This is a genomic window from Arthrobacter bussei, assembly GCF_009377195.2.
GTDB classification, from domain to species: domain Bacteria; phylum Actinomycetota; class Actinomycetes; order Actinomycetales; family Micrococcaceae; genus Arthrobacter_D; species Arthrobacter_D bussei.
Genome location: NZ_VJXX01000004.1, coordinates 99,337 through 121,430 on the forward strand (window position 1 = coordinate 99,337; position 22,094 = coordinate 121,430).

Below are 22,094 nucleotides of genomic sequence, written 5' to 3' on the forward strand. Positions count from 1 at the left end.
CTACGATTCGAAGGCGGTGGGCAGGTAGCGGTCGACGTTGTCGCTCGTCACCACCGGGGCGTTCAGGACCACGCGCTTGGGGACCTCGACTTCCACCAGGTCGCTCATGGCCTTGTCCTGGGCGATCAGGCGTGCCATGCGGATGCCGACTGCTGCCTGGGTGGACGGGTAGATCACCGTTGCTTCGAGCACGCTCTCGCCGGACTGGATCTCGCGCATGGCGTTGGCTGATCCGGCTCCGCCGACCATGAAGAACTCGTCCCGCCCGGCGTTGTCGATGGCGGCGAGGACGCCGATCCCCTGGTCGTCGTCGTGGTTCCAGATGGCGTCGATCTTCGGTGCTGCGGAGAGGAGCTGGGACGTCGTCGCCTCGCCGCCCTGGACCGTGAAGTCGGCGGCGACCCGGTTGTCCACGTCCAGTCCGCAGGACTCGAGCGCATCGGCGAAGCCCTGACTACGGTCCTGCGTCAGCGGCAGGGAGTCGATGCCGGCGACCTCCGCGACGACCGCGTCCTCGTTCCCGCCGAGTTTCTCGCAGATGTAGGTCCCGGCGCTGACGCCCATCCCGTAGTTGTCACCCAGGACCGTGGCGCGTGCGGCGAACGAGCTGGAGAACTCGCGGTCGACGTTGATGACGGGGATGCCCGCCTCCATGGCCTGGGTGGCCACGGGTGTCAGCGCCGCGCCGTCGGTCGGAAGCAGCACGATGGCGTCGACGCCGTCGTTGATGAACTGTTCCACCTGGCTGATCTGCAGATTGGCGTCGTTGGTCCCCTCCGCCACGCGCAGGTCGATGTCGGGGAACTCCTCGGCGGTGGCGAGCGCCGCCGCGTTGATGGCACCGAGCCATCCGTGGTCCGCCGCGGGCCCCGAGAAGCCGATGACCACGGTGTCCCCCTCGGCCTGGTTCCCCTCGACCGAGGCGTTGGTCGGCTGGGTGTTCGTCGCGTCGTCACCCGGGGTGCATCCGGTCAGGAGGGCGCCGATGGAGATGAAGGCCCCGGTCGTGACGAGCACTCTCCGGTTCACAGGAACTGCAAGCATGGTTTCTCCTCTTTGAGTAATGAACTTGGCAGAGCCGCGATCCTCGCCCGAGTGGGGCAACTCAGCATGACTTGCCTCACAGTAACAGAAGGATGGAAGGAATCGACGCCTTTCCACCGATAATCGACATAATGTGTTACCTTCGTCACATGTTCGATGACGATCACTCCCTGCCCCTGTTGGAAGTCCGCGGGATCACCAAGCAGTTCGCCGGGGTCCAGGCCCTCAAGGGCGTGGACCTGCAGGTGCGACGGGGAGAGGTGCACTGCGTCATGGGCCAGAACGGTGCCGGCAAGTCGACGCTCATCAAGACGCTGTCCGGGGTCCATCAGCCCGACAGCGGGCAGATCTACTGGGAGGGCGAGGCGATCTCCCTACCCGGTCCGACCGCGGCACTCGCCCTCGGGATCGCCACGATGTACCAGGAACTGGATGTGGTCGACGGACTGTCGATCGCCGAGAACATCTTCCTCGGGCACGAGGTGGCCAGCGGGGGAGTGCTCCGCGTCCGGAAGGCCCACGCGCTGACGCGGGCGCTGCTCGACCGCCTCGGTCATGGTCGGCTGTCGCCGTCGACGGAAGTCGGAGCGCTGTCGGCGGCCAACAAGCAGATCGTCAGCCTGGCTCGCGCGCTGTCGCGGGACACGAAGCTCATCATCATGGACGAGCCGAGCGCCATCCTCGACTCGGGGGAGGTCACCAATCTGTTCCGGGTGGTGCGTGAGCTCACCACGCAGGGGATCGCCGTGGTCTACATCTCCCACAGGCTGGAGGAGATCAGGCAGATCGGTGATCGCATCTCCGTCATCAAGGACGGTCGGAGCACCGCGACGGGCCTCGACGTCCGGGACACCCCGAGAGCCGAGCTGATCCGGCTCATGACCGGCCGGGACATCGAGAACGTGTTCCCCGAGCGGCGGCCCCCGGCTGCTGACGCGCCGGTCGTGCTGGCGGTGGAGGACCTCGAGCTCGACGGCCACTTCGACAGGCTGAGCTTCACCCTGCGCGCCGGTGAGGTCCTGGGCCTCGCCGGCCTGGTGGGCTCGAAGCGCTCGGAGATCATCGAGACGATCTACGGAGCGCGCAAGGCGTCCTCGGGGACGGTCACCGTCCAGGGGAAGGTCCTTCGCCCGGGTTCCGTCACCTCGGCCGTCGACGCCGGTATCGGCCTGTCCCCGGAGGAGCGCAAGAGCCAGGGACTCATCCTGGACGAACCCGTGTTCAAGAACGTCACGCTGTCCACCTTCGGGCGGTTCGCCCGTGCCGGGTATCTGGACGAGGCGGCCGAGCGGCAGGCGGCTCGCGAGCAGATCGCGGCTCTGGAACTCCGTCCTGCCGATCCCGACCGCCCGGCCCGGACCCTCTCCGGCGGCAATCAGCAGAAGATCCTGCTGGGCCGGTGGCTCGTGCACGGGACCTCGGTGCTCCTGCTCGACGAACCGACGCGCGGCGTCGACGTCGGAGCGAGGGCCGAGATCTACGAGCTCATCCGTGCGCTCGCCGACGCCGGTACCGCCATCATCGTCATCTCGAGCGAGATCGAAGAAGTCCTGGGACTCGCGGACACGGTGCTCGTCATCGATGACGGCAGGGTCCTCACCCAGACGAATGCCAGCGACCTGGACGAGCACCGCGTGCTCGACCTCATCATGAAGGGAAGTGCCGCGTGAGCGAGCAGAACACGAAGGTGGCCGAGCCGAACCCCGATGCGCCGGAGCACGGACGCCCCGGGCGGACCAATCCGCTGCACGCCTTCGTGCGGGGTTCGGCAGGGCGCAACCTCGGACTGGTCATCGCGCTCGCCCTGCTCCTCGTGGTGGGAGCGGTCACCAGTGGGGACCGCTTCCTGAACCTCGAGAACATGCTCACGATCCTCCGGTACGCATCGATCATCGGGGTGGTGAGCATCGGCGTGACCTTCGTCATCACCGCGGGCGGGATCGACCTGTCCGTCGGGTCGGTGATCGGCCTGACGACGGTCGTGGCGAGCCTCACCAGCGTGCAGATGGCGGCGGCACAGTCCTCATGGCTCCTCATGGTGATCGTCGCCCTCGCCGTCGGCGCCGCTGCCGGACTCGTCAACGGCGTCCTGATCGCGTACGGCAAGGTGGTCGCCTTCATCGCCACCCTGGCCATGCTCATCGGCGCACGTGGTCTCGCGGAGCTCATCTCCGGCCGCCGGACGCAGGTGGTCGGCAACCGGGACTTCCTCGAGGTCCTACGCGCCGACCTGCTCGGCGTCCCCATCCTGGTCTGGATCTTCGCCGTGGTCGCCGCGGGCGGCTGGTTCCTCCTGAACCGCACCACCTTCGGTCGGCGCACCATCGCCATCGGCGGGAACCTCGAGGCATCCCGGCTCGCCGGCATCAAGGTGAGGCGTCACCTGGTGTACCTCTACGTCCTCGCGGGGTTCACGGCGGGTATCGGCGGCATCATGTACCTCGGCCGCACCACGGCCGGTACCTCCACGCACGGGCTCCTCGTCGAACTCGACGTCATCGCGGCCGTCGTCGTCGGCGGGACCCTACTCGTCGGTGGCCGCGGCACGATCATGGGCACCGTGCTCGGGGTGCTGATCTTCAGTACCCTCATCAACGTCTTCACCCAGAACAACCTCGACACCTCCATCCAGGCGCTGGCCCGGGCCCTCATCCTCGTGGGCGCCGTCCTCCTGCAGCAGCGTTTCGCCTCGCAGGGGCCGCGCAGGCGCCTGAAGAACGCGGTCCGGACAGACGCAGCGGCGACGAGCTGATCCCCGTGGAGCGGCGAACCAAGGGTGGATCACGCACGATCCCGTGCCACCCGTGTTCCGTCGGTTTTCATGCTGTAATAAGTCGATGCGCGACGTAAGCAGCTTCAACGGCCTCGGCTCCTCCGGAGCCAGCGAGCTCTTTCAGATCCTGCGGGACGGACGGCCCCGCACCCGGTCCGAGCTCGCCGGCCAGATGGGACTCGCGCGCTCCACGGTGACGCTCCGCATCGAATCCCTGATGGAGCTGGGCCTGGTCGGTTTCGTCGACGATGCCGTCTCCACGGGTGGGCGGCCGTCCTCGCGGATCGCCCTCAAGGCGGGGAGCAAGGTCGTCCTGGGGGTGGACATCGGGGCGTCGCACCTGCGCGTGGCACTGACCGACCTCACGGGTCACCAGCTGCGTGAAGCCGCTCGTTCGATGGAGGTGGCCATCGGCCCGACCGCGGTCCTCGATGCGGTGGTGGAGATGGCCTCCGGACTGCTGGCGGACTCGGACCGTGACCTCGCGGATCTCCTGGCGATAGGGGTCGGTGTGCCGGGGCCCGTGGAGCACAGGACCGGCATGCCCATCAACCCGCCGATCATGCCCGGCTGGAACCGCTTCGACGTCCCCGGCTACCTGCAGGACCACTTCCACGTCCCGGTCCTCGTCGACAACGACGTCAACGTCATGGCCGTGGGGGAGCGGAACGCGGCGTGGCCGGACACCGGTGAGCTGATCTACGTGAAGGTCGCCACGGGTATCGGCTCGGGCATCGTGTCCAACGGCATGCTGCAGCGTGGCGCGGACGGTGTCGCCGGTGATATCGGGCACATCCGCGTGCACAACGGCACGGGCGTCCCGTGCCACTGCGGCAACCTGGACTGCCTCGAGGCCGTCGCCTCCGGCCCGGCCGTCGCCGCGAAGCTTCGTGCGCTCGGGCTGGACGCGCATACTGCCGAGGACGTCGTCCGTCTCGTGGGAAGCGGGAACAAGGACGCGGTCCACGCAGTGCGTCAGGCCGGTCGTGATGTCGGAGAGGTCCTCTCGGCCTGCGTGAGCCTGATGAACCCGTCGGTCATCGTCATCGGAGGGTCGATGGCGCTCACGGGCGAGCACTTCATCGCCGGTATCCGTGAGGTCGTCTACTCGCGCACGGTCCCCCTCGCCACGCAGCACCTGCAGATCGTCCAGTCGTCCTCCGGGATCGACGCGGGCGTGCTGGGCGCGAGCATGCTGGCCATCCATGACGCGATGTCCCCCCAGCGGATCGACGACATGGTCCTCGGCCTCGGTGAGACGATCCCGGGCTGAGACCACGCGAACGCCGCGGACCGGTGCGCAGCGTGACACGCGCTCTCGATAGACTGGCCGCATGACCGCCGAGACCTCCGTGCAGACCTCCGACCGCTCCCGGCTCCTGGAGCTGATCAAGGACCTCGCCGTGGTGCACGAGCGCGTGACGCTCTCCAGCGGCGTCGAGGCGGACTACTACATCGACCTCCGCCGGATCACCCTCCACCACGAGGCATCGGTGCTCGTGGGCCGGGTCATGCTCGCACTGCTCGACGACGCCGGCATCGCCTTCGAGGCCGCCGGCGGCCTGACCATGGGGGCCGACCCGGTGGGCACCGCCGTCATGCACGCCGCCGCGCAGGCCGGCCGTCCCGTCGACGCCTTCGTGGTCCGCAAGACCCAGAAGACGCACGGCATGGGCCGGCAGGTCGAGGGACCCGACGTGTCCGGCCGTCCCGTCGTCGTCCTCGAGGACACCTCCACCACGGGCGGTTCCGCCCTGACCGCGGTCGAGGGCGTGCGCCGGGCCGGCGGTGACGTCCGGGCGGTCGCCGTGATCGTGGACAGGACCACGGGCTCCAAGGAACGGATCGAGTCCGAGGCCGGGGTGCCCTACCTCTTCGCCTTCGGCAAGGACGAGCTGGGCCTCGCCTGACGGGCACCTCCGGTAGCGCTGACGGAGGGGAGCGGCGGGTGGACGACGACGCGCTCTCGCTGCAGCGCGCCCGCGACTTCCGCCGGTCATCCCGCCGGTCCTTCCTCATCGGCTCGGCGCTCGCCGCGGTGGTCAGCACCGACCTCGCGTTCACCCGGGTCATCCAGTCCCAGCGCGAGCAGACGCGGATCCTGCCGCTCGACGACGAAGCGGCGCGCGCCCGCTTCCCGAACGACCGCTGGGTGCTGTTCCCCGGGTACAAGACCAGCTGGGAGGAGGGGCTCTGGATCCTCAACTCGATCCGGCCGGCCCTGTCACGGCGTGCACAGATGGCCGTCATGGGGTACTCGAACCGGGGCCTGGACATCAACAACGTGGTCGCCACCATGAACCGCTACGTCGACAACTTCCGGCTCGAGAAGCTGTACTTCTACGGCCACAGCTTCGGCGGGATGGTGGCGGTCGAGGTGGCCGCCCGCCTGCAGGACCGCGGCATCCCCGTGGAACTGGTCCTCCTCGATTCCTCCCCGTCCAGCCGGTTCGACGTGCGGGACCAGCGCATGTTCGACGGCGTGGTGCTGCTCTACGAGGCCGGCGTCCGCGTGCCGATCAGCCTGCGCGGCACGTACGAGCTCGGCGAGCGGATCGTCCACAAGAACGAGCGGACCTGGAGCCAGATCGTCGACCAGACCCTCGAGCAGGTCTCGCCCCTGGCTCCCAGCAGCGAACTCATCCAGTCCGAGTCCTCGTACATCTACCACTTCGACGTCTCGCGCTTCAGCCTGTCCCTCGGGGACACGAAGGTGGTGTTCGCCGGCAACCCGGACGACGGCGTCGTCGACTATCCGACGGCGCGGGCGGGGTGGGTGCGGGGACTGCCCGACAACGTGGTGGCGACGGACTACGTCACCGCGGGTGCGCTTCCGGCTCACGCCAGCCCCCAGTGGAACCCCGGGATCTACCAGTCGATCGTCACCGCGGTGCAGGACGCGTACGTCCCGGCGCCCGGCGGCGGCGGGTGGAAGCGCTACTTCTGAGCCGTGTCAGACCTGGTCGATGAGGTCCGCGACGGAGTCGACGATCTGCGCCGGGCGGAAGGGGTAGGCCTCGATGTCGGCCGGTTGCGTGATCCCGCTCAGGACGAGCACGGTGTGCAGCCCGGCCTCCATGCCGGCGATGATGTCGGTGTCCATGCGGTCGCCGATCATCGCCGTGGTCTCGGAGTGCGCGTCGATCTGGTTCATCGCCGACCGGAACATCATGGGGTTCGGCTTGCCGACGATGTAGGGGTCGCGGCTGGTCGCCGCCGTGATCATCGCGGCGATCGCGCCCGTCGCGGGGAGCGGGCCCTCCTTGGACGGACCGGTGACGTCCGGGTTGGTCGCGATGAAGCGTGCGCCGTCGAGGATGAGGCGCACGGCCTTGGTGATCGCCTCGAACGAGTACGTGCGCGTCTCGCCGAGCACCACGTAGTCCGGGTTCGTGTCCGTGAGGACGAAGCCTGCCTCGTGCAGCGCCGTGGTCAGTCCGGCCTCGCCGATCACGTAGGCGCGGCCGCCCGGCAGCTGGTCCCGCAGGAACTGGGCGGTGGCGAGCGCGGAGGTCCAGAGGTTCTCCTCGGGGATCTCGAGGCCCGATGCCTTCAGGCGGGCCGCGAGGTCGCGTGGCGTGTAGATCGAGTTGTTCGTCAGCACCAGGAACCGCTTGGACGTGGCGACCCACCGGTCGATCAGTTCGGCCGCGCCGGGGATGGCGTGGTTCTCGTGCACCAGGACCCCGTCCATGTCGGTGAGCCAGCACTCGATGTGTTCGTTCTCGCGCATGTTCGTCCTTCCGGGGTGGGCCGTCCGCTGCCAGTCTTCCACCTTTGCCGCCGTCTACGCTGGGACGGTGGAAGAAACCCTGCCTGAGCCCGGACGCACCGCCGACGACGCTCCGGCGGCTCGGGACGGCGCGACCGGTGCGCCCGCGGTCGGGGTCGGTCCCTGGGTGGGCGCGTGGCCCGACGGCGACCACTGGGACCGCGAGCTGCTGGCGGCGGGGGACACCCGGAACGTCGTCGACGCGTATCGCTACTGGACCCACGAGGCCATCGTCGCGGACCTCGACGGACGCAGGCACGGCTTCCACGTCGCCATCGAGAACTGGCAGCACGATCTCAACATCGGCTCGGTGGTGCGCACGGCGAACGCCTTCCTCGCGCAGGAGGTGCACATCATCGGACGACGGCGGTGGAACCGGCGCGGCGCGATGGTGACGGACCGCTACCAGCACGTACGGCACCACCCGACGGTCGCGGACTTCACCGCCTGGGCGGCAGGGGAGGGCCTCGCGGTGATCGGGATCGACAACTTCCCCGACTCGGTGCCGCTCGAGACGTACGACCTGCCCGAGCGCTGCGTCCTCGTCTTCGGCCAGGAGGGCCCGGGCCTGACCCCCGAGGTGCACGCGGCGGCGAAGGCGACGCTGTCGATCGCCCAGTTCGGCTCGACCCGCTCCATCAACGCCTCCGCCGCGGCCGCCATCGCGATGCACGGCTGGGTGCGGCGCCACGTCTTCGGGCAGCACGCCTGAACGGGCCGTCCCGGCCGACTTCTTCTGCGCCCCGAAGACCCGCTCGCTAGGATGAGGCAAGCACTCACCACCACGAAGGAGTCCTCAGCATGCCTATAGCAACCCCTGATGTTTACGCCGAGATGATCGACCGCGCGAAGGCGGGCGGGTTCGCATTCCCGGCAGTGAACGTGACCTCCTCGCAGACCCTGAACGCCGCGATGCGCGGGTTCGCCGAGGCCGGCTCCGACGGCATCGTGCAGGTCTCGACGGGCGGTGCCGCCTACTGGTCCGGCGCGAGCGTCAAGGACATGGTCGCCGGTTCGCTGGGCTTCGCCGCCTTCGCGAAGGAGGTGGCCAGGAAGTACGACGTCAACATCGCGCTGCACACGGACCACTGCCCCAAGGACAAGCTGGACGATTTCGTGCTGCCGCTGCTCGCCGCGTCCGAGGAGGCCGTGAAGAACGGCCGCGACCCCATCTTCAACTCGCACATGTGGGACGGCTCCGCGGAGACGCTCGAGGAGAACCTGCGCATCGCCCGGGAGATCCTGCCCCGCGCCGCTGCCGCGAAGATCATCCTCGAGGTCGAGATCGGCACCGTGGGCGGCGAGGAGGACGGCGTCGAGCACGCCATCAACGACAAGCTCTACACCACGGTCGAGGACGCCCTCGCGACCATCGACGCCCTCGGTGCCGGTGAGCACGGCCGCTACATCACGGCGCTGACCTTCGGTAACGTGCACGGCGTGTACAAGCCGGGCGGCGTGAAGCTGCGGCCCGAGATCCTCAAGGAGATCCAGGACCAGGTGGGGCAGAAGCTCGGCAAGGACAAGCCGTTCGACCTCGTCTTCCACGGCGGATCCGGTTCATCCGACCAGGAGATTGCGGACGCCGTCTCCTACGGTGTCATCAAGATGAATATCGATACGGACACCCAGTACGCCTTCACGCGTCCCGTCGCGGACCACATGCTGCGCAACTACGACGGCGTCCTCAAGGTCGACGGCGAGGTCGGCAACAAGAAGACGTACGACCCCCGCGTCTGGGGCGCCTCGGCCGAGGCCGGCCTCGCGGCCCGCGTCGTGGCCGCCGCGACGTCGCTCGGGTCCGCCGGAAAGAAGCTCTGACCCGTGTCCGACGAGTTCCGCAGGAACCTGCTGGGTCCGGAGCCGACGCTGCTGCCCGAGGAGACCGACGTCGTCGAGCGTCTCGCCGCAGGTGACGAGGCCGTGGACCTCGCAGCCAGGCATCCGACGTCGTCGCTGGTCTGGGCGATCCTCGCCGACGAGGCCTACGGTGAGGGCCGCACCATCGAGTCCTACGCCTACGCCCGCACCGGCTACCACCGCGGGCTGGACGCGCTCCGGCGCAACGGCTGGCGGGGGACGGGCCCCATCCCGTACTCCCACGAACCGAACCGTGGCTTCCTGCGCGCCCTGTACGCGCTGGGACGTGCCGCGGCGTCCATCGGCGAGATCGAGGAGGCAGAGCGGATCGCGGTGTTCCTCAGGGAATCGGATCCGGAAGCGAGCGCCCAGCTCGCGAACTGACGGCGGGAACGGATCCCAGGACGGGCGGAGCGGCGCGAGCCCCCCGCCCGTCCTGCCGTCCGGGCGTCCTGTGCGTCCTGTGCGTCCTGGGTTAAGCAGGTCCTAACACACTCCGAATCGTGATGCCCGGAACCATAAACGAGTAGTGCACTTCCTTGTGCAGCTGTTACGCGTGCGGCCAGAGTTAAAGGCTCCACAGAGCGTGGTGAGGCGAATCGGGAGCGGTGCTGGATATGTCGACAGGTGTGACCACGGGACAGCTGTACACGGTCGCGGAAGTAGCGGCGATGATGCGGGTCTCGAAGATGACCGTCTACCGGCTGGTGCAATCGGGAACCATCCAGAGCATCAGGTTCGGCAGGTCCTACCGGGTACCGCAGAACGCGGTGCGCGATTACATCGACTCCACGAACCGCGGGTCCGACTACTCGATCTGAGGACGGAGGCCCACTCCGGCCCGTCCCCGGAGAGGACCTGATGGACCGCGGTGGCACCCTTGGGGTGTCAGGTATGAGCTGTCTGTCGTAAAGCTTGTGGTATCGATCGATGAACGATAGCTTTGTGCTGACCAACAGCAGAAGGAGCTGTCATGCACCACATCACCGTCGTGGCCCTGCGCATCGTGCTGGGCCTCATCTTCGCCGGTTCGGTCTTCATCCAGGTCGTGATGCTCTCGTTGCTGACCCTCGACGTCTCGACCGCCGATCCCGACGTAGCCCTCATCAGGACACCGCTGGTCGTCCTCACGGTGCTCGGCATCCTCGCCCTGCAGGTCGCCGTCGTCTGCGTGTGGGGGCTGCTGACCATGGTGCGGCGCGGCACGGTCTTCTCGACGGGCGCCTTCCGCCTGGTGGACATCGTGATCGGGGCCTTCACCGCCGCGAGCCTGCTGGCCTTCGGCCTCGGCGTGGCCCTCGCCCCCGGGGAGGCGGTGGCTCCCGGCGTCGTCCTGCTCATCGGCGGCGTGGCGGTGATGATCGGTGCTGTGGCGCTGATCGTCCTCGTGCTGCGGGCGCTGCTCGTGCAGGCCGTCCGCACCGACCTCGAAGCCCGCCAGCTGCGCACGGAACTCGACGAGGTCATCTGATGGCGATCATCGTGCGGATCGACGTCGAACTCGCGCGCCGGAAGATGAGCGTCGGGGAGTTCGCCGAGCGCATCGGCCTGACTCCGGCCAATGTCGCCGTGCTCAAGAACGGCCGCGCGAAGGCCGTCCGGTTCAGCACGCTCGAAGCGATGTGCAGGGTGCTCGACTGCCAGCCCGGCGACCTGCTGGAGTGGACCGACGAGGACGACTCCGCGGATGCCGCCCCGGCGGATTCCCCGGGGGGCGCGTCCTCCCCCGGCGTCGTCCCGCCGCCGGGGGATCCTGCATGATGGGCCTGGCCCGGTTCTTCCCCGGGGCCCCGGCTCGCGGTCGGCCCGGTGACGCGGGCCTCTTCGGTCCCGATTCCACGGCGTGGCGGGTGGCCCGTGAGCGGCTGATCGTCGCGGGCGGCCCGGCAGCCCTCCTGCTGCAGGTGGCCCACCCGCTCGTCGCCGAGGGCGTGCGCGCCCACAGCGGCTTCGCCTCCGATCCGCTGCGGCGACTGCGCGGGACGCTCGACGCCGTCCTGACCGTCACCTTCGGGGATCACGGCCAGGTCAGGGATGCGGCGCGGGAGGTCGCGGGGAAGCACCGTCCCGTCCATGGCACACTGCCCGACGACGCCGCGTCCATGCCCGCCGGTACCGCCTACAGTGCCTTCGATCCGGGGCCGGCCCTCTGGGTCTTCTCGACACTCGTCTGGACGGCGATCGAGGTGACGGACGGGTTCCTGCGCCCGCTCGGGCCCGGGGAGCGGATGGACTACTACCGCGACATGAAGCAACTGGGCCGGGTCTTCGGGGTTCCCGAGGCGCTCCTGCCCGAGGACTACCCGGGCCTCGAGCGCTACGTCGACGAGCAGGTGCGCGACGTGCTCGACGTCGGCCCCACCGCCCGGCTGATCGCCGGGCAGATCCTCGCGCCGGAACCGCCGATCGTCGCCAGGCCGCTGCGCCCCCTCCCGTCCGTCCTGGCTGCGGGAGTCCTCCCCGAGGCCCTCCGGCAGGCCTACGGGTTGCCCTGGCGACGCCGGGAACGGCTGGCGTTCGCCGTCGTCCGGCGCGCCGCGCGCGTCGTCGTGCCCCTGCTCCCGGACCGGCTCCGCCACTGGCCGCACTACCGCGTGGCGCGCGAGCGGATGGGCCGGTAGCCGGGGGTGGCAGCGCCCCGCGACCCGGACGTGGGCGCGCGGCGCGAGCGGATGGGCCGGTAGCTCGGGGGAGGCCGTGGCAGCGCCCGGCGACCGGGAAGTGGGCGCGCGGCGCGGGCGAATGGGCCGGGCCCGGGCGGTCAGGCCCCGGGGCGCCTGATCGTCGTCGTCACGGTGACCAGCTGTGGGCGCGGTGGCGCCGAACTGAACCCGAAGCGGACGGGCGGGCTGACGGGGGCCAGCGTGCCGAGATCCGACCCGCGCCAGGACGCCGTCGCCCCCGTGAGGGAGCGGGCGGATGTCACGCCGTAGTACTCGGTCCGGCCGTTGCCCGCGGAGCCCGCCGTCGCGACCCCCTTCACCAGGAGCGATGCCACGGGGTTGATCAGTGCCAGCCAGCGGGGATGGGTGGCCAGGCGCGAGGGAAGGACACCGAGCAGCCGCCCGAGCAGCGTCACCGGACCGACCTCGGCCTGGACCTGCAGGTCCCCGGCATCGACGAGGAGGCGGGACGACTCCAGCGACGAGACGATCTCGAGGAGGACGACGTCGTCGAAGGTGTAGGTCGCCCCGACGTAGTCCGCGATCTCCCGGGTGGGCGCCAGCAGGGTGCGCACACCGGCCGAGTCCTCCATCATGACGTCGGTGAAGGCGCCGAACGGTGACGAGTCCCACCTCCCGATCACCAGTCGCGTACCCGAGGCGGTGCCGATCCCGGCGATGTGTCCTTCGAAGCGGTCCATGCGCCCATTCTCCACGGCCCCGGCGCGGGTGGACGCCGGCGTCACACGGGCCGGTCCGCTCCCGTCATACCCGCCGCCTTTCGACGGCCCGTGAGCGCCTCGGCTAAACTCGGACGGTAAGAGCCCCAGTGGCCGCGCACCGTGCGGCCGGTTGGGGCGTTCTGATGCACGGCGAACTCCACCGCGGTCGCGCGGGGAGGACCCGTACCGAATGGGGGAGGATCCCATGCCAGCAATCGTCATCGTCGGCGCCCAGTGGGGCGACGAGGGTAAGGGCAAGGCCACTGACCTGCTGGGCGGTCGGGTCGACTACGTCGTGAAGCCGAACGGCGGCAACAATGCCGGGCACACCGTCGTCGTCAATGGCGAGAAGTACGAGCTGAAGCTCCTTCCCGCGGGCATCCTCAGCCCCAATGCCGTCCCGGTCATCGGCAACGGCTGCGTCATCAACCTCGAGGCACTCTTCGACGAGATCGACGGACTCCAGGCCCGCGGGGCGGACACGTCGAAGCTGCGCATCTCCGCCAACGCCCACCTCGTGGCGCCGTACCACCAGGTGCTCGACAAGGTCACCGAGCGTTTCCTCGGCAAGCGCGCCATCGGCACCACGGGCCGCGGGATCGGCCCGGCCTACATGGACAAGGTGGCCCGCCTCGGCCTGCGCGTGCAGGACGTCTTCGACGAGTCGATCCTCCGCCAGAAGGTCGAGGGCTCCCTCAAGCAGAAGAACGAGCTGCTGGTGAAGGTCTACAACCGCCGCGACGTCGAGGTCGAGGAGGTCGTCGAGTACTTCCTGTCCTTCGCCGAGCGGCTCAAGCCCCTCGTCATCGACTCCACCTTCGTGCTCAACGAGGCGCTCGACGCCGGCAAGGTGGTCCTCATGGAGGGCGGCCAGGCCACCTTCCTCGACGTCGACCACGGCACCTACCCGTTCGTGACGTCGTCGAACCCCACCGCGGGCGGCGCGTCCGTCGGGTCCGGGATCGGTCCCACGCGCATCTCCCGCTCGATCGGCATCATCAAGGCGTACACCACGCGCGTGGGCGCCGGTCCCTTCCCGACCGAACTCTTCGACGAGATGGGCCTGTACCTGCAGAAGACCGGCGGTGAGTTCGGCGTCAACACCGGGCGTCCACGCCGTTGCGGCTGGTACGACGCCGTGCTGGCGCGCCACGCCTCGCGGGTCAACGGCTTCACCGACTACTTCGTCACGAAGCTCGACGTCCTCACGGGCATCGAGACCATCCCCGTGTGCGTGGCGTACGACGTCGACGGTGTGCGCCACGACGAGATGCCCATGACGCAGACCGACTTCCACCACGCGAAGCCGATCTTCGAGTACTTCGACGGCTGGACCGAGGACATCACGGGAGCGCGGACCATCGAGGACCTGCCGGCCAACGCGCAGACCTACGTGCGGGCCCTCGAGAAGCTCTCCGGCACGCGGTTCTCCGCCATCGGGGTGGGGCCGGACCGGGACCAGACCATCGTGGTCAACGACCTCATCGGCGACTGAGCCCGGCCGGCGACCTCATCGGCGACTGAGCCCGGCCCGGGTTCCGCCGCAGACACGGACGGCACCCCGCGCTGCGGGGTGCCGTCGCCGTTCCGGCCGCGCATGGATCACAGGTTGACCGTGATCTCCGCATCCTCGCGCAGCTGCGCGATCAGGGTCTGCGTCGCCGTGGACAGCTTCTCGCCGGATAGCTGCTCCTCGATCTGCTCACGCACGTCCTCCAGCGGGGGGGATCGGCGTGCTCGTCTCGCCGCTGGCCTCCTGCTGCGCGACGGCGGAGTCGTAGGTGTCCTGGATCTCCTGGTCGGTGGGGGCCGTGTCGCCGGCCTCCTCGGCGAGCAGCGCGTCCAGCTTCACCTGGTCCGAGAGCTGCTGGTCGAAGGCTCCCTCGTCGAGGCCCTGCTCCGCGAAGGCTGCGCGCAGCTCCTCCTCGGACCCCAGGCCGCTGGTCTCCAGGAGGTCGCTGATCGCCGCGGCGCGCGCCTCGTCGGTGGCCTCGATGCCCCGGGCGTCCGCCTCCTGCCGGAGCAGTTCGGTGCTCACGAGGTTGTCGGCAACCGTGGTCTTCAGCAGGTCCTGGTCGAGCTCCTGCCCACTGGCCTGCGCCGAGGCGGCGGCCTGCTGGAACTGGCTCGTGTACGTGGTGGTGAAGGTGTCGCGGCTGATCTCGGTCCCGTTGACCACGGCGACGACGTCGGGCAGGCCCTCGAGGTCCGGCTCCGGCAGGGCGGGGGCCGATTCCGCGGTGTCCGCCGCCGGGTCGCTCGCGGCGCTCGACGCGGGGGCGCTGTCCGCGGTGCCGCCATCGCCGCTGCAGGCGGTCAGGACCGCCGCCGCCCCGATGAACACGGCAGCGAGCAGCTGCCTCTTCCGTGCTGTGGCTCCGAAGGCCATGGTCCTTGTCCTCACCTCGTGGTCCGGGTCAGCGTGCCACTGTAGCAACCGCGGGTGACAGGCGGCGGCGTGAGCGCCGGCGGTCCGCTGGTTGCAGGACCGCGGCGGAGCGGGGCGGGGGTCCCTGCGGCCGGCGCTCCCGCATCACCAGCCCCAGGTGCCGGCGCCGCCCTTGAACGGCCCGACGATCGACCGCGTGATCCAGCCACCGTAGAAATCGCCCTCCTGCGCCTGCACCGTCTCGCCGTCGACCGTGCAGGAATCCATCTGCGACGGATAGATGGCGGCACGGGTGGAGAGCTCCCCGTACCCGGGGACGGGGGTGGGGTAGGTCCACGCGCCGCGCGCGTTGCGGGCACGGCCGGCGATTACGTCGAAGTAGCTCGCCGCGCCCTTGAACTCGCAGTGCGTGGTGCCCTCGACCGGGACCAGCACGCCGGGCGCGAAGTCGTCGAGGGGCAGGTAGTACACGGGCGGGTGGCTGGTCTCGAGGACCCGCACCGCCCGGGTGGTCCGGACGATCACCTGCCCGCCGAAGCGGACCTCGATGGTGGCGGGCGAGGCCTCGACGCGCGGCGGCCGCGGGTAGTCCCACACGGACTCCTGGCCGGGTCCGGGTGTGACGCGCTTGTTCTTCATCGGGTTCCTCATGCCACGAGGCTACTCCGGGAGGCTGCGCGTGAGTCTGTACGCTGGACGCACCATACCGCCTACACGTGAGGTTCAGCATGAAAGTCAGCGTTGGCCAGTTCAGACCCGGCGGGGAGGCGACGGCGAACCTCGCGGTCATGCGGGAGCTGGCCGCCGAGGCCAGATCCGAGGGCGCGGAACTGATCGTCTTCCCCGAGGAGTCGATGTTCTCGATCGGCAGGGTCGAGGGTCCACTCCAGCAGGCTGTGGAGGAGAACTGGACGTCCTTCGTCCAGCAGCTGTCCTTCCTCGCGGCGGAGCAGTCCATCGCGGTGGTCGCGGGCGGCTACGAGTCCAGCGGCGAGGAGCGGCCGTTCAACACGCTCGTCCTCATCGACGCCACCGGGCGGATCGTGGACACCTACCGCAAGCTCCACCTCTACGACGCCTTCAGCTACCAGGAGTCCACGCGCATCAAGCCGGGCGACGGCGGCATCAAGGTCGCGGAGCTCGGAGGCGTGCGGGTGGGGCTGATGACCTGCTACGACGTCCGGTTCCCGGAGCAGGCGAGGGCCCTGGCCGACGCCGGCGCCGACCTCATCTGCGTGCCGGCAGCCTGGTTCAAGGGCGAGCACAAGATCGACCACTGGGAGACGCTGCTGAAGGCGCGGGCCATCGAGAACACGCTGTGGGTCGCGGCGGCGGGTACCTCCGGCGGCCACACCATCGGGCACTCGGCCATCATCGACCCCATGGGTATCCCGCAGGTGCACCTCGAGGACGAGGAGCGCGGCGTCGTGACCACCGAGGTCACGCGCCGCCGGCTCGACGACGTCCGCGAATTCCTGCCGGTACTCCGCAACAGGCGCTTCGCCCGGAACGACACCATTGTCGACTCCCACTGACGCCGTGACGGCCGCGGACGGCCCGGCGCCGCCGCGAGCCGCGAACATCCGCGATGTCGCCCGACTCGCCGGGGTCTCCCACCAGACGGTGTCGCGGGTCCTCAACGGTCACCCGAGCCTGCGCGCCGAGACGCGGGACCGCGTGCTCGCGGCCATGGAGGAGCTGAGCTTCCGGCCCAACCGTGCTGCACGCGCGCTGGTGACGAGCCGCTCCACCACCATCGGCGTGCTTGTCAGCAAGGGCTTCGAGTACGGGCCCGCAGCGAGCCTCCAGGCCATCGACAGCGCAGCCCGGGAGGCGGGGTACGGGGTGGACGTGGCACACCTCGACGACGTCGACGACGGTTCCATCCGGTCCGCCCTCGACCGCCTGCTCGCGCACGGGGTGGACGGCCTCATCATCCTCGCGCCGCAGACCCGGACGCTGGCGGAGATCGAGCACCTGTCCATCACCCTGCCCTTCGTGACGGTGCACTCCGCGCAGGGCCACGACGACCACCGGCTCTCGGTCGACCAGTCGGGCGGGGCGGCGCTCGCCACGCGGCACCTCATCGACCTCGGCCACCGGCGGATAGCGCACATCGCCGGGCCCGACGGGTGGTTCGAGACGGAGGCGCGCATCCGCGGATACCGCCGCGCCATGCGGGACGCGGGCCTCGACCCGGAGCCGCTCCTCGCCGGCACCTGGACGGCCGACTCCGGCTACCGTGCCGGCCGCACGCTGCTCGCAGGGGCCTCCTCCCGGGGCGTGACGGCGGTCTTCTCCTCGAACGACCAGATGGCCCTCGGGCTGCTCCATGCCCTGCGTGAAGGGGGACGGAGCGTGCCGGAGGACATGAGCGTGGTCGGGTTCGACGACGTCCCCGAGGCCGCCCACTACCAGCCACCCCTCACGACGGTGCGGCAGGACTTCCCCGAGCTGGGCCGGCGGTGTGTCGCCCGGTTGCTCGGGCTCATCGGCGAGGCGGAGCCCGTCCGGGATGGGGACGCAGCCCCGGAGGTCCGCACGGAACTCGTGTCGAGGGGCTCGACGGCGCGTCCGCCCTCCTGACCCACGCGGCACCGGGACGCCCGATGCGCTGTCCCATCCCGAGGACGTCCGAGCGCCTCACTTGTGGAATCGCTCTCCGGCTGCCCTCGCGCCGGTCCGGTTCCGGGGCGCCCCGACATCCCGGCCGGTTGTCCCCGAGCGTGACCGTTGACACAGCCCACCCGGAAGGACCTACACTGTTAGCCGTTGATGTGAACGGTCACATGGCCGATCACCTACAGCGCTCCGATCCACCAGAGCATCGCTTCGCGGTCTCGAGAAGAACAAAGAGGTCCTTCCCTTGAGTGACTCCACCCCGGGCTCCGCGACGACCCCGGCCGGTGCCGGCGGCGACACCTACGTGATCGGCGTCGACTATGGCACCCTGTCCGGCCGCGCCGTCGTCGTCCGCGTCTCCGACGGTGCCGAACTCGGTGCCGCGACGCTCGAGTACCCGCACGCCGTCATGGACACCACGCTCGCGGCCACAGGTGCGCAGCTGCCGCCCGAGTGGGCCCTGCAGGTGCCCTCCGACTACGTCGACGTCCTCCGCTCCGCCGTCCCCGCCGCCGTCCGCGAGTCGGGCATCGACCCGCAGGACGTCGTCGGCATCGCCACCGACTTCACCGCCTGCACCATGGTGCCCACCCTCGCCGACGGCACCCCCCTCAACGAGGTGCCCGGCTACGAGGGCCGCCCCCACGCGTACGTGAAGCTGTGGAAGCACCACGCGGCCCAGGCGCAGGCCAACCGCATCAACGAACTCGCCGCCGCACGCGGCGAGGCGTGGCTGCCCCGCTACGGCGGGCTCATCTCCAGCGAGTGGGAGTTCGCCAAGGGTCTCCAGCTGCTCGAGGAGGACCGCGAGCTGTACGACGTCATGGAGCACTGGGTCGAGGCGGCCGACTGGATCGTCTGGCAGCTCACGGGGGAGTACGTGCGGAATGCCTGCACCGCAGGCTACAAGGGCATCTACCAGGACGGCGCCTATCCGTCCGAGGAATTCCTCGCCGCCCTCAACCCCGACTTCGCCGGGTTCGCCCGCGACAAGGTGGAGCACGCCATCGGCGCCCTGGCGTCGAGGGCGGGCTCCCTGTCCGAGGAGGCCGCCGCCTGGACGGGCCTGCCCGCGGGCATCGCCGTCGCCGTCGGGAACGTGGACGCCCACGTCACCGCTCCCGCGGCGCAGGCCACGGACCCTGGCCAGATGGTGGCCATCATGGGCACCTCCACCTGCCACGTCATGAACTCCGACCGCCTGAGCGAGGTGCCGGGCATGTGCGGCGTCGTCGACGGCGGGATCGTCGAAGGATTCTACGGATACGAGGCCGGCCAGTCCGGCGTCGGCGACATCTTCGCGTGGTTCGTCGCGAACCAGGTGCCGGGCGAGATCAAGGACGCCGCCACGGCCGAGGGACTCAGCGTGCACGAGTACCTCACCGAACAGGCGCAGGGGGAACCCGTCGGCGCCCACGGCCTGGTGGCCCTCGACTGGCACTCCGGCAACCGGTCCGTCCTGGTGGACCATGAGCTGTCCGGAACGATCGTGGGACTCACCCTCGCCACCAAGCCGCACGAGGTCTACCGTGCGCTGCTGGAGTCCACGGCGTTCGGCACCCGGAAGATCGTCGAGACCTTCAACGCATCCGGCGTCCCGGTGACGGAGTTCGTCGCCGCCGGCGGGCTCATCCGGAACCCCTTCCTCATGCAGGTCTACGCGGACGTCCTGAACATGCCCATCTCCGTGATCGGCAGCGCGCAGGGCCCCGCCCTCGGCTCCGCCATCCATGCCGCCGTCGCCGCCGGCGCGTACGAGGACATCCACGCCGCAGCCGCGGCGATGGGCCACCTGGACCGTGCCGCCTACACCCCGGATCCGGAGAGGGCCGAGGCGTACGACGCCCTGTACCACGAGTACACCGACCTGCACGACTACTTCGGCCGCGGCGCCAACGACGTCATGCACCGGCTGAAGGCCCTGCGCCGTGCGGCCCGCACGGCTGTTGCCCCGCAGGCGGTGTCAGCATGAGCACCTCGACCCCCGCGACCTTCAGCCCCGAGGTCGAGGCGGCGATCCTCGCCGTCCGGGAGGACGTCGCCGCCCTCCACGCCGAACTCGTGCGCTACGGACTCGTCGTCTGGACGGGCGGGAACGTCTCCGGCCGCGTGCCGGGCGCCGATCTGTTCGTCATCAAGCCCTCCGGCGTCAGCTACGACGAGCTGGCGCCGGAGAACCAGATCCTCTGCGACCTCGACGGCAACGTCGTCGAGGGCACTCCCGGATCCGAGCGGTCGCCCTCGAGCGACACCGCCGCCCACGCGTACGTCTACCGCCACATGCCCGACGTCGGCGGCGTGGTGCACACGCACTCCACCTACGCCGTCGCCTGGGCCGCCCGCGGCGAGCCGATCCCCTGCGTCATCACGGCCATGGCGGACGAGTTCGGCGGGGAGATCCCCGTGGGTCCGTTCGCGATCATCGGTGATGATTCGATCGGCCGCGGCATCGTGGACACCCTCACCGGCCACCGCTCGCGCGGCGTGCTCATGAAGAGCCACGGCCCCTTCACCATCGGCAGGGACGCGAAGGATGCCGTCAAGGCGGCCGTCATGCTCGAGGACGTGGCACGTACCGTCCATATCTCCCGCCAGCTCGGTGCGCCCGCCGGTATCCAGTCCGAGCACATCGACTCACTCTTCGACCGGTACCAGAACGTGTACGGTCAGCCCTCGACCCCAGGAGCCCCAGCATGAGCCCGCTCAGCACCACCCTCGACACCTACGAAGTCTGGTTCCTCACCGGCAGCCAGGACCTCTACGGCGAGGAGACCCTGCAGCAGGTCGCGGAGCAGTCCCAGGAGATCGTGCGGATGCTCGCGGACTCGGGGCTCCCCGTGAAGGTCGTGTGGAAGCCGACCCTCAAGGACTCCGCCTCGATCCGCCGCATGGCGCTCGAGGCCAACGCGGCGGACCACGCCATCGGCGTGATCGCCTGGATGCACACCTTCAGCCCCGCCAAGATGTGGATCGCGGGCCTCGACGCCCTCCGCAAGCCGCTGCTGCACCTGCACACGCAGATCAACGTGGCGCTGCCGTGGGCCGAGATCGACTTCGACTTCATGAACCTCAACCAGGCCGCGCACGGCGACCGCGAGTTCGGGTACATCCAGTCGCGCCTCGGGGTGCCGCGGAAGACCGTCGTCGGGCACGTCTCGAGCCCCGACGTCTGCGCGAAGGTCGCCTCGTGGCAGCGCGCCGCCGCCGGCTGGGCCGCCGTCCACGAGCTCAAGGTGGCCCGCTTCGGTGACAACATGCGCAACGTCGCCGTCACCGAGGGGGACAAGACCGAGGCCGAGCTCCGCTTCGGTGTCTCCATCAACACGTGGGGCGTCAACGACCTCGTCGCGGCGGTCGAGGCACAGTCGGACGACGACGTCGACGCCCTCGTGGCCGAGTACGAGGAGACCTACGACGTGGTCCCGGAACTGCGCCGGGGAGGTGACCGCCACGAGTCGCTGCGCTACGGTGCCCGCCAGGAACTCGGCCTGCTGTCCTTCCTCGAGGAGGGCGGCTTCGGTGCGTTCACCACCAACTTCGAGGACCTCGGCGCGCTCCGGCAGCTGCCCGGCCTCGCCGTGCAGCGGCTCATGGCCCGTGGCTACGGCTTCGGCGCCGAGGGCGACTGGAAGACCGCCGTCCTCGTCCGTGCCGCGAAGGTTATGGGCTCCGGACTCCCCGGCGGCGCCTCCCTCATGGAGGACTACACGTACCACCTGACGCCGGGGGAGGAGAAGATCCTCGGCGCGCACATGCTCGAGATCTGCCCCACCCTCACCACGTCGAAGCCCTCCCTCGAGGTGCACCCGCTCGGGATCGGCGGCAAGGAGGATCCGGTGCGGCTCGTGTTCGACACGGACGCCGGACCCGGCGTCGTCGTCGCGATGTCGGACATGCGGGACCGCTTCCGCCTCACGGCCAACGCCGTGGAGGTCGTCCCGCCGGACGCCCCGCTGCCCAACCTGCCGGTCGCCCGCGCGGTCTGGAAGCCGGAGCCGAGCCTCGAGACGTCCGCGGCGGCCTGGCTGAGCGCCGGCGCCGCGCACCACACCGTCCTCACCACCGCGGTGGGCCTCGAGGTCTTCGAGGACTTCGCGGCCATCGCCGAGGTCGAACTGCTGCGGATCGACGCCGACACGAAGCTGCGGGACTTCCAGCGCGAGCTGCGCTGGAACGCCGCGTACTATCGGCTCGCGCAGAAACTGTAGAAGCCACTCCCCGAAAGCCGGCACTGCCGCCGGAAACCACT

Annotated in this window: 23 protein-coding genes; 18 read left to right on the forward strand and 5 right to left on the reverse strand. The window is 69.8% G+C overall.

The genetic code is table 11. The features are described from left to right. Positions 1-1,044: a substrate-binding domain-containing protein gene (locus tag FNH21_RS12495; RefSeq protein ID WP_152816184.1), complete on the reverse strand. Its 1,044-nt coding sequence runs from the start codon at positions 1,042-1,044 to the stop codon at positions 1-3. A 149-nt stretch (positions 1,045-1,193) separates the two neighbouring features. On the opposite strand from FNH21_RS12495, the gene FNH21_RS12500 reads away from it, so the two are divergent. The 5 genes from FNH21_RS12500 to FNH21_RS12520 all read left to right on the forward strand — a co-directional run bounded on the left by FNH21_RS12500 (position 1,194) and on the right by FNH21_RS12520 (position 6,764). Continuing rightward, positions 1,194-2,714 (forward strand): sugar ABC transporter ATP-binding protein, encoded by a 1,521-nt coding sequence (locus FNH21_RS12500; protein WP_152816187.1) that lies wholly within the window; start codon positions 1,194-1,196, stop codon positions 2,712-2,714. After that, positions 2,711-3,796: an ABC transporter permease gene (locus FNH21_RS12505; RefSeq protein WP_191931939.1), complete on the forward strand. Its 1,086-nt coding sequence runs from the start codon at positions 2,711-2,713 to the stop codon at positions 3,794-3,796. The genes FNH21_RS12500 and FNH21_RS12505 overlap by 4 nt, the downstream gene beginning before the upstream one ends. Positions 3,797-3,881: 85 nt before the next feature. Continuing rightward, positions 3,882-5,090, forward strand: a complete 1,209-nt coding sequence (locus FNH21_RS12510; RefSeq protein ID WP_152816190.1) for an ROK family transcriptional regulator — start codon at positions 3,882-3,884, stop codon at positions 5,088-5,090. Between the two features lie 61 nt (positions 5,091-5,151). Next, positions 5,152-5,727 (forward strand): orotate phosphoribosyltransferase, encoded by a 576-nt coding sequence (gene pyrE, locus FNH21_RS12515; protein ID WP_152816193.1) that lies wholly within the window; start codon positions 5,152-5,154, stop codon positions 5,725-5,727. A 38-nt stretch (positions 5,728-5,765) separates the two neighbouring features. Beyond that, positions 5,766-6,764 carry a thioesterase domain-containing protein gene (locus FNH21_RS12520; RefSeq protein WP_191931940.1) on the forward strand — a complete coding sequence of 333 codons (999 nt, stop codon included), beginning with the start codon at positions 5,766-5,768 and terminating at the stop codon, positions 6,762-6,764. A gap of 6 nt (positions 6,765-6,770) precedes the next feature. Here the strand turns inward: FNH21_RS12520 and FNH21_RS12525 are convergent, their stop codons facing one another. Further along, positions 6,771-7,550 (reverse strand): HAD-IIA family hydrolase, encoded by a 780-nt coding sequence (locus FNH21_RS12525; protein ID WP_055765482.1) that lies wholly within the window; start codon positions 7,548-7,550, stop codon positions 6,771-6,773. A gap of 166 nt (positions 7,551-7,716) precedes the next feature. Between FNH21_RS12525 and FNH21_RS12530 the strand changes: the two genes are divergently transcribed. From FNH21_RS12530 to FNH21_RS12560, 7 genes are all read left to right on the forward strand, one after another. Continuing rightward, the gene (locus FNH21_RS12530; RefSeq protein ID WP_338403282.1) at positions 7,717-8,301 is read left to right on the forward strand and encodes a TrmH family RNA methyltransferase; all 585 of its coding nucleotides are present in this window, start codon (positions 7,717-7,719) and stop codon (positions 8,299-8,301) included. 89 nt (positions 8,302-8,390) lie between these two features. Further along, entirely contained in the window at positions 8,391-9,410 is a 1,020-nt protein-coding gene (gene fbaA / locus FNH21_RS12535; protein ID WP_055765477.1) for a class II fructose-bisphosphate aldolase, read from the forward strand. A gap of 3 nt (positions 9,411-9,413) precedes the next feature. Continuing rightward, on the forward strand, positions 9,414-9,833 hold the full coding sequence (locus tag FNH21_RS12540; RefSeq protein ID WP_191931941.1) for a DUF3151 family protein: 420 nt from the start codon (positions 9,414-9,416) through the stop codon (positions 9,831-9,833). 233 nt (positions 9,834-10,066) lie between these two features. Next, positions 10,067-10,270, forward strand: coding sequence for a helix-turn-helix domain-containing protein (locus FNH21_RS12545; RefSeq protein ID WP_152816198.1), 204 nt, complete (start codon positions 10,067-10,069; stop codon positions 10,268-10,270). Positions 10,271-10,422: 152 nt separating this feature from the next. Then, the gene (locus tag FNH21_RS12550) at positions 10,423-10,920 is read left to right on the forward strand and encodes a DUF2975 domain-containing protein (protein ID WP_152816201.1); all 498 of its coding nucleotides are present in this window, start codon (positions 10,423-10,425) and stop codon (positions 10,918-10,920) included. Then, complete coding sequence (locus FNH21_RS12555) at positions 10,920-11,210, forward strand: helix-turn-helix domain-containing protein (protein ID WP_152816203.1); 291 nt, start codon at positions 10,920-10,922, stop codon at positions 11,208-11,210. The genes FNH21_RS12550 and FNH21_RS12555 overlap by 1 nt, the downstream gene beginning before the upstream one ends. After that, positions 11,207-12,070, forward strand: a complete 864-nt coding sequence (locus tag FNH21_RS12560) for an oxygenase MpaB family protein (protein WP_152816205.1) — start codon at positions 11,207-11,209, stop codon at positions 12,068-12,070. The genes FNH21_RS12555 and FNH21_RS12560 overlap by 4 nt, the downstream gene beginning before the upstream one ends. Positions 12,071-12,210: 140 nt before the next feature. Here the strand turns inward: FNH21_RS12560 and FNH21_RS12565 are convergent, their stop codons facing one another. Further along, the gene (locus FNH21_RS12565) at positions 12,211-12,813 is read right to left on the reverse strand and encodes a hypothetical protein (RefSeq protein ID WP_152816207.1); all 603 of its coding nucleotides are present in this window, start codon (positions 12,811-12,813) and stop codon (positions 12,211-12,213) included. Between the two features lie 226 nt (positions 12,814-13,039). On the opposite strand from FNH21_RS12565, the gene FNH21_RS12570 reads away from it, so the two are divergent. Continuing rightward, positions 13,040-14,329 carry an adenylosuccinate synthase gene (locus FNH21_RS12570; protein WP_152816210.1) on the forward strand — a complete coding sequence of 430 codons (1,290 nt, stop codon included), beginning with the start codon at positions 13,040-13,042 and terminating at the stop codon, positions 14,327-14,329. Between the two features lie 207 nt (positions 14,330-14,536). On the opposite strand, the gene FNH21_RS12575 is transcribed toward FNH21_RS12570, so the two are convergent. Continuing rightward, positions 14,537-15,223 (reverse strand): SurA N-terminal domain-containing protein, encoded by a 687-nt coding sequence (locus FNH21_RS12575; RefSeq protein WP_152816214.1) that lies wholly within the window; start codon positions 15,221-15,223, stop codon positions 14,537-14,539. A gap of 144 nt (positions 15,224-15,367) precedes the next feature. After that, complete coding sequence (locus FNH21_RS12580) at positions 15,368-15,874, reverse strand: DUF427 domain-containing protein (protein ID WP_241743243.1); 507 nt, start codon at positions 15,872-15,874, stop codon at positions 15,368-15,370. A gap of 77 nt (positions 15,875-15,951) precedes the next feature. Between FNH21_RS12580 and FNH21_RS12585 the strand changes: the two genes are divergently transcribed. The 5 genes from FNH21_RS12585 to araA all read left to right on the forward strand — a co-directional run bounded on the left by FNH21_RS12585 (position 15,952) and on the right by araA (position 22,053). Beyond that, the gene (locus tag FNH21_RS12585; RefSeq protein ID WP_152816217.1) at positions 15,952-16,758 is read left to right on the forward strand and encodes a carbon-nitrogen hydrolase family protein; all 807 of its coding nucleotides are present in this window, start codon (positions 15,952-15,954) and stop codon (positions 16,756-16,758) included. Then, positions 16,742-17,809 (forward strand): LacI family DNA-binding transcriptional regulator, encoded by a 1,068-nt coding sequence (locus FNH21_RS12590; RefSeq protein WP_152816220.1) that lies wholly within the window; start codon positions 16,742-16,744, stop codon positions 17,807-17,809. The genes FNH21_RS12585 and FNH21_RS12590 overlap by 17 nt, the downstream gene beginning before the upstream one ends. 280 nt (positions 17,810-18,089) lie before the next feature. Next, complete coding sequence (gene araB / locus FNH21_RS12595) at positions 18,090-19,817, forward strand: ribulokinase (protein WP_152816223.1); 1,728 nt, start codon at positions 18,090-18,092, stop codon at positions 19,815-19,817. Beyond that, positions 19,814-20,542 (forward strand): L-ribulose-5-phosphate 4-epimerase, encoded by a 729-nt coding sequence (locus tag FNH21_RS12600; protein ID WP_152816225.1) that lies wholly within the window; start codon positions 19,814-19,816, stop codon positions 20,540-20,542. Before araB ends, FNH21_RS12600 begins: the two co-directional genes overlap by 4 nt. Next, positions 20,539-22,053 carry an L-arabinose isomerase gene (gene araA / locus FNH21_RS12605; protein WP_152816227.1) on the forward strand — a complete coding sequence of 505 codons (1,515 nt, stop codon included), beginning with the start codon at positions 20,539-20,541 and terminating at the stop codon, positions 22,051-22,053. Before FNH21_RS12600 ends, araA begins: the two co-directional genes overlap by 4 nt. Positions 22,054-22,094: the final 41 nt, after the last annotated feature.